We start from the raw sequence: 12,774 nt of genomic DNA on the forward strand, positions 1-12,774 counted from the left end.
TCCGTACGAGGCGCGGGAAATCGTGTACGCCCCCTGGATGCACCGCCCGTGGCCTGCGGCGGACCCATAGACTGGTGCGTCGTTCCGTTGCGTGTGAGAGGTAGTTCGCCACCCATGAGGCTTGTCTTCGCCGGCACCCCCGAGGTCGCCGTACCCGCCCTCGATGCCCTGATCGCCTCGGACCGGCACGAGGTCGTGGCCGTGGTGACCCGGCCCGACGCCCCCGCCGGCCGCGGCCGGAAGCTGGTCGCCAGCCCCGTCGCGGAGCGTGCGGAGGAGGCGGGCATCGAGGTGCTCAAACCCGCCAAGCCGCGCGACGAGGACTTTCTGGCCCGGCTCCGGGAGATCGCGCCGGACTGCTGCCCGGTGGTCGCCTACGGGGCGCTGCTGCCGAAGGCCGCGCTCGACATTCCCGCGAAGGGGTGGGTCAATCTGCACTTCTCGCTGCTGCCCGCCTGGCGGGGCGCGGCCCCCGTGCAGCATGCGGTGCTCGCGGGCGACGAGGTGACCGGTGCCTCGACCTTCCAGATCGAGACCGGCCTGGACTCCGGCCCGGTCTTCGGGGTGCTGACCGAGGAGGTCCGGCCGACGGACACCAGCGGCGATCTGCTCACCCGGCTGGCGTTCGCCGGTTCCGGGCTGCTGGTGGCGACGATGGACGGCGTCGAGGACGGCACGCTGCAGGCGGTGCCGCAGCCTGCCGAGGGTGTCACGCTGGCCCCGAAGATCGAGGTCGAGGACGCGAAGGTGGACTGGGCGGCGCCCGCGCTCCGCGTCGACCGGGTGATCCGCGGCTGCGCGCCCGCGCCCGGCGCCTGGACGGTCTTCCGCGGCGAGCGCCTCAAGCTGATGTCGGCCGTCTCCGCCGCGGACCACGCGGAGTTGGACCTGGCGCCAGGCGCACTCGCCGTCACGAAGAAGGCGGTGTACGTGGGTACCGGCAGTCACCCCGTGGAACTCATCTGGGTCCAGCCGCAGGGCAAGAAGCCGATGAAGGCGGCGGACTGGGCACGCGGAGTGCGTATCGAGGGCGGGGAGCAGCTGGGGGACTGACCCCTCATCGTGGGCCCTCGGGCCGCCGCCCCCGGGCCCGGTCCGGGTCCCGCCGCCCCGCGCGCTCGGGCCGGCGGGCCCGCGTAGGCTGGGACGGACCCCTCATCTCGTATCCGGAGCACCTTTTCTGTGAGTCAGCAGCCGCGCCGTCGCCCCAGCAAGCCCTATCGCCGCCCGCAGAAGGACCCGGTCAGGATCCTCGCGTTCGAGGCGCTGCGGGCCGTCGACGAGCGCGACGCCTACGCGAATCTGGTCCTGCCGCCCTTGCTGCGCAAGGCGCGTGAGGGCGGCGACTTCGACGCCCGGGACGCGGCGCTGGCGACGGAGCTGGTCTACGGATCGCTGCGGCGGCAGGGGACGTATGACGCGATCATCGCGCAGTGCGTGGACCGGCCGCTGCGGGAGGTGGACCCACCGGTCCTGGACGTGCTGACCCTCGGGGCGCACCAGCTGCTCGGTACCCGTATCCCGACGCATGCCGCGGTGAGCGCCAGCGTCGAGCTGGCGCGGGTGGTGCTGGGCGACGGCCGGGCGAAGTTCGTCAACGCGGTACTGCGCAAGATCGCGGCCCATGATCTGGACGGCTGGCTGGAGCGGGTCGCCCCGGAGTACGACGAGGACCCCGAGGACCACCTCGGCATCGTGCATGCGCACCCCCGCTGGATCGTCTCGGCCCTCTGGGACGCGCTCGGCGGCGGCCGGGCCGGCATCGAGGACCTGCTGGAGGCGGACAACGAACGCCCCGAGGTGACGTTGGTGGCCCGGCCCGGCCGCTCCACCGCCGAGGAGCTGCTGGCGGTGGTGGGCGAGGAGAGCGCGCTCCCCGGGCGCTGGTCCCCGTACGCGGTGCGGCTCGCGGAAGGCGGTGAGCCCGGCGCACTGGACCCGGTCCGTGAGGGGCGCGCCGGGGTGCAGGACGAGGGCAGCCAGCTCGTCGCCCTGGCGCTGGCGAACGCTCCCGTCGAGGGCTCCGACCGCGCCTGGCTCGACGGCTGTGCCGGCCCCGGCGGCAAGGCGGCGCTGCTGGCGGCGCTCGCCGCGCAGCGGGGCGCCGCCCTGCTGGCGTCGGAGAAGCAGCCGCACCGCGCACGTCTCGTGGCCCGGGCCCTGGAGGGCAACCCCGGCCCGTACGCGGTCATCGCGGCCGACGGCACCCGCCCCGCCTGGCGGCCCGGCGCCTTCGACCGGGTCCTGGTGGACGTTCCGTGCACCGGTCTGGGCGCACTGCGCCGCCGGCCGGAGGCACGCTGGCGGCGCCGCCCGGAGGACCTGGACGGTTTCGCCCCGCTCCAGCGCGAACTGCTGCGGCAGGCGCTCGCGGCGGTGCGGGTCGGCGGCGTCGTCGGCTATGCGACCTGCTCACCGCACCCCGCCGAGACCCGGGCCGTGGTGGACGACGTCCTCAAGGGCCGGGGCGGCGAGCCGGTCGAGGTGGAGTGGATCGACGCCCGCCCCCTGATGCCCGGCGTCCCGGCCCTCGGCGACGGCCCGGACGTCCAGCTGTGGCCACATCTGCACGGCACGGACGCGATGTACCTGGCCCTGCTGCGCCGGACGGCCTGAGGGGCCGCTGTCTCCTCTTCTCGCGCCCCCGGGTGAGCAACTTTCAGCCCGTCCCCGATTCGTACCGGGGGCGGGCTCATTGCGGCGCCCGCCCTGCCGTGCGGACGAGGCGCTCCACGCCCGCCCGGCGTGCGGGAGTGGAGCCCCTCGTCCGCAGCCCGCGACCGTCCCGCCTCCGACGGCCCCCCGGCAGCACGCCATACTGGGGGCATGGCCTTGATCAACCCCAGCATCCTGTCCGCAGACTTCGCCCGGCTCGCCGAGGAGGCGAAGGCCGTGGAGGGCGCCGACTGGCTGCACGTCGACGTCATGGACAACCACTTCGTCCCGAACCTCACCCTCGGTGTGCCGGTCGTCGAGTCGCTGAGCAAGGCGACGGACACCCCGCTCGATCTGCATCTGATGATCGAGGACCCGGACCGCTGGGCACCCCAGTACATCGAGGCCGGGGCCGGGTCCGTGACCTTCCATGTGGAGGCGGCGGCCGCGCCGGTGCGGCTGGCGCGGGAGATCCGGGCCAAGGGGGCGCGGGCGTCGATGGCGCTGAAGCCGGCCACACCGATCGAGCCGTACGAGGATCTGCTGCCCGAGCTCGACATGCTGCTGATCATGACCGTGGAGCCGGGCTTCGGCGGCCAGGCGTTCCTGGACATCATGCTGCCGAAGATCCGCCGTACTCGTGAGCTGATCTCCCGGCACGGTCTGGAGCTGGCGCTCCAGGTGGACGGCGGGGTCTCGGCGGAGACCATCGAGCGGTGCGCGGAGGCGGGCGCCGATGTGTTCGTGGCCGGCTCCGCGGTGTACGGCGCGGACGATCCGGCCAAGGCGGTCCGGGACCTGCGCGAAAAGGCCGAGACGGCGACCGCGGCGGCGGGCTGGGGCTGCGCGCACTGAATTCCGGAACGGGGGCGCGGGCGGACCGGCCGGTTCCGGCCAGGGAAATCCCGCCGTGGTGCGGCCGTGCCGCCCCTTGGCCGTGGCGCCACCGAGCGTTCACGAGGGTCGGGGCGGTGATGGTCCCCGTTGCCCCCGGGTTTCTGAAAGGATGAGCAAAGACTCGATCAGATGCGCAAAAGGGGAGAATTTCGTGGTAGCCAGCCGCCCACAGTCCGGAATGGGCCCTGCCGAGCTGGTGCAGGCCGCGGCCATGGCCCGCCGTTTCTATCTTGAGGGCAAGTCGAAGATTCAGATCGCGGAGGAATTCGGCGTCAGCCGGTTCAAGGTCGCACGGGTGCTGGAGACGGCGCTGGAGCGTGATCTCGTACGGATCGAGATCCGGGTGCCCTCCGAGCTGGACGCCGAACGCTCCGACGCCCTGCGGGCCCGCTACGGCCTGCGGCACGCGGTGGTCGTCGAGTCGCCCGCCGATGCTCCCCCCGCCTTCGGCGGCCAGACCCCGCCCGAGGACGCCGCCGACCCGGAGAACCTCGGCGAGGTCGCGGCCGACCTGCTGGGCGAGCTCGTCGCCGAGGGCGATGTGCTGGGGCTGGCCTGGGGCCGCTCGACCATCCATATGGCCGCCGCGCTGCACCGCCTCCCGCCGTGCACCGTCGTGCAGTTGACCGGTGTCTACGACGCGGGGACCGCCGACCGCGGCTCCGTCGAGGCGGTGCGCCGCGCGGCCGACGTCGCCGGGGGCGAGGCCCACCCGATCTACGCGCCGATGCTGCTGCCCGACTCGGCGACGGCCGAGGCGCTGCGCCGGCAGACCGGCATTGCCCGCGCCTTCGACTACTTCGACAAGGTCACCGTCGCCTGTGTCTCCATCGGCTCCTGGGAGCCGGGCGTCTCGACCGTCTACGACATGCTGACGGAGCAGGAGCGGGAGCACTACGCCTCGCTGGGTGCCGCCGCCGAGATGTCGGCGCACCTCTTCGACGCCGAGGGGCGGCGGATCGGCCGGGACCTCGGCGAGCGGTGCATCACGGTCGAGGCGGACCGGCTGCGCCGGATCCCGGAGGTCGTCGCCATCGCGGGCGGCCGGCGCAAGGCCGCCGCGATCGGTGCGGTGCTGCGCTCCGGGCTGGTGACGAGCCTGGTCACGGACACCGCGGCGGCCGACCATCTGCTGCTGGAGACCGGCCCCGGGCCGCGCCCCGCACTCGACCGGGCGGACCCTGACGGGGCGTGACATACGCCGGAGCCCGGCGTGGCGCGGGGCGCCCGCGGCAGGCCGGTGCCGTGCCGCCCGCGGGCACCCGGGGCGCGGTCATCGACGAGCAGCCTGCGCGGGCCTGTGACAGCATCGGCGCATGGTGATCCGCTTCTCCCCGCGCCGCGCCGCCGCCGTCGTCGGCGCGCTGCTCGCCGGGCTGCTCCTGGTGCTGACCGGGTGTTCCACGGGCGGTGGTGACAACGGGAGTTCGCAGGGCGCGCCACGGTCCACCGCCACGGCCGTGGGCGGTACGCCGAGCGCCTCCGGCCTTCCGGACTGGGTGCAGGGCATGCCGGCCGTTCCGGTCGGCGCGCTGCCCTCCCAGGCACGGGACACCCTGCGCCTCATCGATGCCGGCGGACCCTTCCCGTACGCCCAGGACGGAACGGTCTTCGGCAACCGCGAGCGACTGCTGCCCCGTCACCCGCGCGGCTACTACCACGAGTACACGGTCCCCACGCCCGGCTCACCGGACCGCGGTGCCCGCCGGCTCGTCACCGGCGAAGGCCATGAGACCTACTACACCGACGATCACTACCGGTCCTTCAAGGCGGTGCTCCGATGACGGCTCCCGTGCCCCGGCCGCTCGCGGCGGTGCTCGACGGCAGCACGCCCCCGGGAGTGCTGCCCTGGCCCGCGGAGCGCGCGGTGGCGGATGCGCTGGCCGCCGGGCGGGACGCCGGCTGGACCGGTACGTCCCTGGATCTCGACGGGGTCGCGGACAAGGCCGCCTTCATGGAGCGGTGCGTCCGCGCGCTGCGGCTGCCGGACTGGTTCGGCCGCAACTGGGACGCGCTCGCCGACTGCCTCACCGATCTGTCCTGGTGCCCCGCCGACCGCGGCCGGCTGCTCGTGGTGACGGGCTGGCAGGGCTATGCGGCCGCGGCGCCCGATGAGTGGAGCATCGTCGAGGGTGTGCTGGCGGATGCGGTGGGTTACTGGCGTGACACGGACACCGGCCTGGCCGTGATCATGGCCAGGGGGCGGGCCCGGCAGGGCGCCTAGCGCCGGCCGCGGCGGCCCGACCAGCGGCGATGCCGTGTGGTCCGCCGCCGGGGCAGATCATCCCGGCGCGGCAGGGACACACCGGGTGCCACGGGGCCCCTTGGGGGATCGCACACACGGCCGGCGGAGTGCTCAGACAATCATATGACCCCTGGTCAGGGCCCGTATCCTGGCCATATGCGATTCCTGAACCCGAAGAACGGCGCGCTCGAAGAGAGTTCTTCGGTGCCCTACGACCTGACCTACGACGATGTGTTCATGGTGCCCGGCCGGTCCGCCGTCGGCTCCCGCCAGGGCGTGGACCTGTCCTCGCACGACGGGACCGGGACCACCATCCCGCTCGTGGTCGCCAACATGACGGCGATCGCCGGCCGCCGGATGGCCGAGACCGTCGCCCGCCGTGGTGGCCTGGTCGTCATTCCGCAGGACATCCCGCTCGATGTCGTCACCGACGTCGTGACCTGGATCAAGCGCCGTCATCTGGTACTGGACACACCGATCGTGCTGTCCCCGGTCGCGACCGTGGCCGACGCCCTGTCGCTGCTGCCCAAGCGGGCGCACGGCGCGGGCATCGTCGTCGAGGGCGGCCGCCCGGTCGGGGTCGTCACCGAGCACGACCTGGCCGGGGTGGACCGCTTCACCCAGGTGGCCGAGGTCATGACCAAGGACCTGCTGGTCCTGGACGCGGACATCGACCCGCGGGAGGCCTTCAACCGCCTCGACGCCGCCAACCGCAAGCTCGCGCCCGCGGTCGACGCGGACGGCATGCTGGTCGGCATCCTCACCCGTAAGGGCGCCCTCCGCGCCACCCTGTACACCCCCGCCACGGACGCCGACGGCAAGCTGCGGATCGCGGCCGCCGTCGGCATCAACGGCGATGTGGCAGGCCACGCCAAGGCCCTGCTGGCCGCCGGTGTGGACACGCTCGTCGTGGACACCGCGCACGGCCACCAGGAGTCCATGATCAGCGCGATCAAGGCGGTCCGGGCGCTGGACCCGCAGGTCCCGATCGTGGCGGGCAACATCGTCTCCGCCGACGGCGTCCGCGATCTGATCGAGGCCGGCGCGGACATCATCAAGGTTGGCGTCGGACCGGGCGCGATGTGCACCACCCGGATGATGACCGGCGTCGGCCGGCCGCAGTTCTCCGCGGTGCTGGAGTGCGCCGCCGAGGCCAAGAAGTTCGGCAAGCACGTCTGGGCCGACGGTGGCATCCGGCACCCCCGCGATGTCGCCATGGCGCTGGCCGCGGGCGCGTCCAACGTCATGATCGGCTCCTGGTTCGCCGGCACCCTCGAATCGCCCGGTGACCTCCAGCACACCGCTGACGGCCGGCCGTACAAGGAGAGCTTCGGTATGGCCTCCGCCCGTGCGGTGCGCAACCGCACGAGCGACGAGTCGGCCTACGACCGGGCCCGCAAGGGGCTCTTCGAGGAGGGCATCTCCACCTCGCGGATGTTCGTCGACCAGGCGCGCCCCGGTGTCGAGGACCTGATCGACTCGATCATCGCGGGCGTCCGCAGCTCCTGCACCTACGCGGGCGCGGCCTCCCTGGCGGAGTTCGCCGAGAAGGCCGTCGTCGGGGTGCAGAGCGCCGCCGGCTACGCCGAGGGCAAGCCGCTGCACGACAGCTGGAACTGACGCGTCACGGGGCCGCTCACCGGCTCCGTCACCGCCGCGTGAACGGCCCCGCACCGACCCGGTGCGGGGCCGTTCGGGTAAGTGGAACCCGGGGCCCCGGTCCGTACCACTCCGCGGGAACCCGTACGATCGGACGCCGGCGCGCAACGAACGACCGCCCGCCGCGCGGGTGCGCAACGATCGTGCACTGTTGCGCAAGGAACCTGCATTACGGCAGGTCAGCGGCGGGCCGTAAGGTCAAGCGCTGTACGTGGAGTGGCGGAGACCGCCTGCTCGGCGGTCTCCTGCTGCGGGGTGCTCCGGCATGCCCGTGTACCGACCGCTGCTGGTCGCCGCCATCCGTACCCGTCATCTGATCGGCAGCGATAAAGGAGCCACCCCAGTGTTGGAGCACGGCGCATCCCCACCCGTAGGGGACAGCGACCCCCGGCCCCCCTCCTCCGGAGGTATCGGCACCCGGCTGATGCGGCGCAAGCCCGTCGAGCGGCTGGTCGCCGAGGGCGGCAAGGGGGAGGGGGGAACGCTCCGGCGCTCGATGGGCATGTGGCAGCTGACCATGATCAGCATCGGGGCCACGCTCGGCACCGGCATCTTCGTGGTCCTCGGCGAGGCCGTCCCGGACGCCGGACCCGCGGTCATCGTCGCCTTCGTGATCGCCGGTGTCACCGCCCTGTTCTCCGCACTGTCCTACGCGGAGCTGGCCGGCAGCATCCCGGTCTCCGGATCGTCGTACTCCTACGCCTACGCCACCCTCGGTGAGCTGGTCGCCTGGGTCTGCGGCTGGTGTCTGATCCTGGAGTACGGCGTCTCGGTCGCGGCCGTCGCCGTGGGCTGGGGCCAGTATCTGAACGAGCTGCTCGACGGCGTCTTCGGCTTCACCATCCCGGACGCGCTGTCCCAGCCGCCCGGTGACGGCGGTGTCTTCAACCTGCCGGCCCTGCTGGTCGTGCTGCTCGCGATGGTGTTCCTGCTGGGCGGGGCCAAGGAGAGCGCCCGCGCCAACACGATCATGGTCGTCGTCAAGATCGCCGCGCTGCTGCTGTTCTGCGGTGTCGCCATCCAGGGCGTGCGCTCCGGCAACTACGCGAACTTCTTCCCGATGGGCATGGCGGGCGTCAGCGCCGCCGGCGCGACCCTGTTCTTCTCGTACATCGGCTTCGACGCCGCCTCCACCGCCGGTGAGGAGGCCAAGGACCCGCAGCGCGACCTGCCGCGGGCGATCATGCTCTCGCTGGTGATCGTCACCGCGCTGTACTGCCTGGTCGCGGCGATCGCCGTGGGCGCGATGCCCTGGCAGAAGTTCGAGGGCTCCGAGGCCGCGCTGGCCGGGATCATGAAGACGGTCACCGGCCAGAGCTGGTGGGCCGTGCTGCTCGCCTTCGGCGCGGTCATCGCCATCGCCAGCGTCGTGCTGACCGTGCTCTACGGCCAGACCCGCATCCTGTTCGCGATGTCCCGGGACGGGCTGGTGCCGAAGGTGTTCTCCAAGGTGCACCCGAAGAGCGGCGCGCCGCGCGCCAACACCGTGATCGTCTCGCTGTTCTGCGGAGTGCTCGCGGCGGCGGTCCCGCTGGGCGAGCTGGCCGACGCCACCAGCATCGGCACCCTGTTCGCCTTCGCGCTGGTCAATGTCGCGGTGATCGTGCTGCGCCGCACCCGGCCCGACATGCCGCGCAGTTTCCGCACCCCGCTCTCGCCGCTCTTCCCGGCGATCGGCTTTGTGCTGTGCCTGTACATGATGGGCAGCCTCGGCGCCGTGACCTGGGTGGTCTTCGGTGTCTGGATGGCCGTGGGCCTTGTGGTCTACTTCGGATACGGCTTGCGCCGTTCCCGATTGGCCACCGCAGAGAAGTGATCCACCCGCAGTGCGACTGAACGATCTCGACGAACGCATCGTCCACGCCCTCGCCGAGGACGCCCGCCGCAGCTATGCCGACATCGGCCAGGAGGTCGGGCTGTCCGCACCGGCCGTCAAACGCCGGGTGGACCGGCTGCGGGCGGACGGCGCGATCACCGGATTCACCGTACGGGTCGATCCGGCCGCGCTCGGCTGGGAGACCGAGGGGTTCGTCGAGCTCTACTGCCGCCGCAACACCTCGCCCGAGGCGATCCACCGCGGCCTGTCGCGCTACCCGGAAGTGGCGTCCGCCTCCACCGTCACCGGTGAGGCGGACGCCGTCGTCCAGGTCTTCGCCGCCGACATGCGGCACTTCGAGCGGGTGCTGGAGCGGATCGCGGGCGAGCCGTTCGTGGAGCGGACGAAGTCCGTGCTGGTGCTCTCGCCGCTGCTGCGGCGCTACAGCTCGGGCGCACCGGGCTGACCCGCTCAGCCCTCGGCCGCCGGGCCGGCCGGCCGCTCCGGAGGCGTCCCCTGCGTCCAGGCGATGCGCAGGGACATACGAGCGATCCGCCAGCCGTCCGCGGTCCTGACCAGTTCGTTGTCGGTATGCCCGGCCGAGACGAAGACCTCCCCGGAGCCGTCCGCGAGGACATGGGTGCTCAGCTGGGCGCCGCGGGCGGTGGCCCGGTCGCCGTCGGTCTCGATGACGGCGTTGGTGCCCAGGTGCACGGTCCGCTCGAACAGCGCCATCGCGGCGCCGACGTGCCGCAGCAGGGCGTCCCGTCCGTGGACGGTGCCGATGGGGAGCTCGGCGGTGACGTCCTCGGTGTGGAAGGCGCGGGCCCAGGCCTCGTCGAACCGCCCCTCGTCCAGGGAGCGGAGATAGCGGTCCATCAGGTCGCCGATCTCGGCCCGGTCGGTCAGGTACTGGAGGCGGCGCTGCATCACTTCGGTGTCCATGGCGGCGATCCTGCTACCTCAAGCGCGCTTCAGGTCAAGGGCCGGCCTGTGCCCTCCGTTTGCCCGTGCGCCCGTGTGCCCGTGCGCGGACGTTCGCCGCAGAGGTGCCCAACTCCCGTAGCGTGCCCCGGAGTCCGGAGTCCCTCGCGCGGCGGCGGGCGAGCCGTACGTCGTGACCGCCCTCCTCCCCGCGGGCCGGCGCGGACGGTCGCGGGAGGCGGGAGGAAAGCGGCCGAGGTCATGACGGGGACGCTAGAGTCCGGTCAGTTGACCTCACACGCAAGGTATGGACGCCATGATTGCGCGAAACGCAAACATCGACCTCAACCTGCTGACGGCGCTGGACGCCCTGCTCGAAGAGCAGAGTGTGACCGCGGCCGCCGACCGGCTCGGGCTCTCCGGGCCGGCCATGAGCCGCACCCTCGGCCGCATCCGCCGCACGACCGGTGACCCCGTCCTGGTGCGCGCCGGCCGCCATATGGTGCCCACCCCGCGCGCCCTGGAAATCAGGGCCGAGGTGCGCCGGCTGGTGGAGGCGGCACAGGGCGTGCTGGCCCCGTCCGCACCGGCCGACCCGGCCCAGCTGGCCCGGGTGTTCACCATCAACGCCAACGACCTCTTCGTCACCGCCGTCGGCCCGCGCCTGGTCGCCCGCGTCGCCCGGGAAGCGCCGCAGGTCGTGCTGCGTTTCCTCGGCGAGAGCTATGTCGATCTGCCGCTGCTGCGGGACGGCGCCGCGGACTTGGAGCTCGGCGTCATCGACAGCCCTGAGCCGGAGATCGTCAGGGAGGAGCTGTTCGTCGACCGCAGTGTCGCGGTGGTGCGCGACGGCCACCCCCTGACCACCGGGACACTCACCGCGCGCCGCTTCGCCGACGCCTCCCACCTCAACTTCTCCCGTCGCGGCCGGCTGATCGGCCCCGTCGACGCGGCGCTCGCCGCACGCGGGCTGCGGCGCAAGGTGATCGCCACCGTCCCGACCTTCACCGCGTCGCTGATGATGGTCCGCGACAGCGATGCGGTGGGCCTGACCAGCGAGCGGGCCGGGGCGGCAACGGTCCGCTCGCTGGGGCTGCGCACACTGCCGATCCCGCTCGAACTGCCGCCGATGACCATGGAGATGGCCTGGCACCCGCGCCAGGAGGCCGACGCGGGGCACCGCTGGCTGCGCGGGGTGGTAAGGGAGACGGTACGGGAGGCCGTGCGGGACGTACCGCCCGTCGAGGTCTGACCGCCCCGACTGCCCCTGCCGCGCCGGCCCGTCAGTCCTCTCCGGAGGGCCCGTTCGCCGCGCCGAAATCGTCCATGAAGCGGGTGAACAGCCGGGCGAAGGCGGCGCGTTCGGCGGCCGGCCAGTCCCGGGTCACCCGCGCCACCACGGAGCGGCGGAAGGCGTGCGCCGCCTCCAGCAGCTCCCGTCCGGCCGGTGTCACGGCCAGCAGGGTGCGCCGGCCGTCCGCCTGATCGGCCTCGCGGCGGAGATGGCCGGCCTGTACGGCGGCCGCCACCAGCTTGCTCGCCCGCGGCTGGTCCACCCGCAGTGCGTCCGCCACCTCCCGTACCCCCGCCGGTTCCCCGCGCTCCTCGGCGGCCTCCACGACATCCAGCACATCGAACGCGGCGCCCTCCGGCACCGGCCCCCCGCCCTGCCGCGCCGCCCGCCGGGCCAGCGTCCGGCGGGCGGCGCTCCGGCGCAGGGCCACCATCGCGCGCTCGATCGCCGCGACCTCTGCCTCCTTGGCGTCGGCCGCCCCGTCCCGCTCCGCCTCCCGCATCCGCACCCGCTCCCTCATCCCGCTCGCCGTAAATGCCTTGCCCCTCACCCCGGACAGAAGAATACTCGGAGACAAGTACTTGTCATTGTGCATGTACCTTGCGATCCGCGGGGCGGGCGGACTCAGGGCATGCCCGCCCCCACTCCCCTTCCGGAGGCAGCCGCCATGACCACCACCCCGCTGAAACCTCTCGGCTACTACCTCAAGGCCCTCGACGCCCTGATCACCGAGGACTTCGCCCGCACCCTGTCCGCGCATGAGCTGACCCGGCGCGACTGGCAGGTGCTCCACAGCCTGGCGCTCCAGGGGCCGCTCGCCCGGCCGGTGCTGAGCGGGCTGCTGGAGCCCTTCTGGGAGCCGGGGGCGCGCACTCTCGACGAGGTCGCCGGTGCCCTGATCGCCCGTGGCCGGCTCACCGCCGACGGCGACACCCTCGCGCTCACCGAGGCCGGCCGGCGGACCCATGCCGAGGTCGCCACCCTGGTGGACGCCGGCCGCGCCCGCCTGATGCGCGGACTGACCGACGACGACTACCTCCGTACCGTGACCGTCCTCGACCGGATGACCGCCAACCTGACTCCCGGGCGCTGACCTGCGGTCCTGCGCGCCGGGCCGCCGGGCGGGCAGCCGTCCGGGCCCGCTCCGGCACGGGCGCAACGAATCACCGCACAGTCCCTTGAATACGCAATGAATCGTCCATCGGGACGCAACAGTGGCGCCTTGTCCCGGGTCACCGGCGGCCCGTACCGTCAATGCGTCCGCCCGCACCGTCCCGCCGAGGG

Annotated in this window: 13 protein-coding genes; 11 read left to right on the top strand and 2 right to left on the bottom strand. The window is 72.9% G+C overall.

What is annotated here, in order from left to right; genetic code table 11:
• Positions 1-114 precede the first annotated feature (114 nt).
• The 9 genes from fmt (at position 115) to STRNI_RS33975 (ending at position 9,738) form a co-directional block, all read left to right on the top strand.
• Positions 115-1,053, top strand: a complete 939-nt coding sequence (gene fmt, locus STRNI_RS33935; RefSeq protein ID WP_018087591.1) for a methionyl-tRNA formyltransferase — start codon at positions 115-117, stop codon at positions 1,051-1,053.
• 129 nt (positions 1,054-1,182) lie between these two features.
• Positions 1,183-2,616, top strand: coding sequence for an RsmB/NOP family class I SAM-dependent RNA methyltransferase (locus STRNI_RS33940; protein ID WP_018087590.1), 1,434 nt, complete (start codon positions 1,183-1,185; stop codon positions 2,614-2,616).
• 210 nt (positions 2,617-2,826) lie between these two features.
• Positions 2,827-3,510 (top strand): ribulose-phosphate 3-epimerase, encoded by a 684-nt coding sequence (gene rpe, locus STRNI_RS33945; protein WP_018087589.1) that lies wholly within the window; start codon positions 2,827-2,829, stop codon positions 3,508-3,510.
• A gap of 220 nt (positions 3,511-3,730) precedes the next feature.
• Positions 3,731-4,747, top strand: a complete 1,017-nt coding sequence (locus STRNI_RS33950) for a sugar-binding transcriptional regulator (protein ID WP_018087588.1) — start codon at positions 3,731-3,733, stop codon at positions 4,745-4,747.
• Positions 4,748-4,868: 121 nt separating this feature from the next.
• The gene (locus STRNI_RS33955) at positions 4,869-5,336 is read left to right on the top strand and encodes a guanyl-specific ribonuclease (RefSeq protein WP_018087587.1); all 468 of its coding nucleotides are present in this window, start codon (positions 4,869-4,871) and stop codon (positions 5,334-5,336) included.
• Positions 5,333-5,776: a barstar family protein gene (locus STRNI_RS33960; RefSeq protein ID WP_026169275.1), complete on the top strand. Its 444-nt coding sequence runs from the start codon at positions 5,333-5,335 to the stop codon at positions 5,774-5,776. The genes STRNI_RS33955 and STRNI_RS33960 overlap by 4 nt, the downstream gene beginning before the upstream one ends.
• Positions 5,777-5,953: 177 nt before the next feature.
• The gene (locus STRNI_RS33965; protein WP_274734359.1) at positions 5,954-7,417 is read left to right on the top strand and encodes a GuaB1 family IMP dehydrogenase-related protein; all 1,464 of its coding nucleotides are present in this window, start codon (positions 5,954-5,956) and stop codon (positions 7,415-7,417) included.
• A gap of 382 nt (positions 7,418-7,799) precedes the next feature.
• The gene (locus STRNI_RS33970; protein ID WP_026169274.1) at positions 7,800-9,272 is read left to right on the top strand and encodes an amino acid permease; all 1,473 of its coding nucleotides are present in this window, start codon (positions 7,800-7,802) and stop codon (positions 9,270-9,272) included.
• A 10-nt stretch (positions 9,273-9,282) separates the two neighbouring features.
• Positions 9,283-9,738: an Lrp/AsnC family transcriptional regulator gene (locus STRNI_RS33975; protein ID WP_018087583.1), complete on the top strand. Its 456-nt coding sequence runs from the start codon at positions 9,283-9,285 to the stop codon at positions 9,736-9,738.
• 5 nt (positions 9,739-9,743) lie between these two features.
• On the opposite strand, the gene STRNI_RS33980 is transcribed toward STRNI_RS33975, so the two are convergent.
• Entirely contained in the window at positions 9,744-10,217 is a 474-nt protein-coding gene (locus STRNI_RS33980) for a nuclear transport factor 2 family protein (protein ID WP_277412576.1), read from the bottom strand.
• Between the two features lie 295 nt (positions 10,218-10,512).
• Here STRNI_RS33980 and STRNI_RS33985 point away from each other — a divergent pair, with 295 nt between their 5' ends.
• Complete coding sequence (locus STRNI_RS33985) at positions 10,513-11,448, top strand: LysR family transcriptional regulator (RefSeq protein ID WP_381844311.1); 936 nt, start codon at positions 10,513-10,515, stop codon at positions 11,446-11,448.
• Between the two features lie 31 nt (positions 11,449-11,479).
• Here STRNI_RS33985 and STRNI_RS33990 read toward each other — a convergent pair whose 3' ends face one another.
• Positions 11,480-12,010, bottom strand: a complete 531-nt coding sequence (locus STRNI_RS33990; protein ID WP_274734352.1) for a MarR family winged helix-turn-helix transcriptional regulator — start codon at positions 12,008-12,010, stop codon at positions 11,480-11,482.
• A 147-nt stretch (positions 12,011-12,157) separates the two neighbouring features.
• Between STRNI_RS33990 and STRNI_RS33995 the strand changes: the two genes are divergently transcribed.
• Positions 12,158-12,583, top strand: a complete 426-nt coding sequence (locus STRNI_RS33995) for a MarR family winged helix-turn-helix transcriptional regulator (protein ID WP_266447288.1) — start codon at positions 12,158-12,160, stop codon at positions 12,581-12,583.
• Positions 12,584-12,774 lie beyond the last annotated feature (191 nt).

The sequence above is a fragment of the Streptomyces nigrescens genome (assembly GCF_027626975.1).
Classification (GTDB): domain Bacteria; phylum Actinomycetota; class Actinomycetes; order Streptomycetales; family Streptomycetaceae; genus Streptomyces; species Streptomyces nigrescens.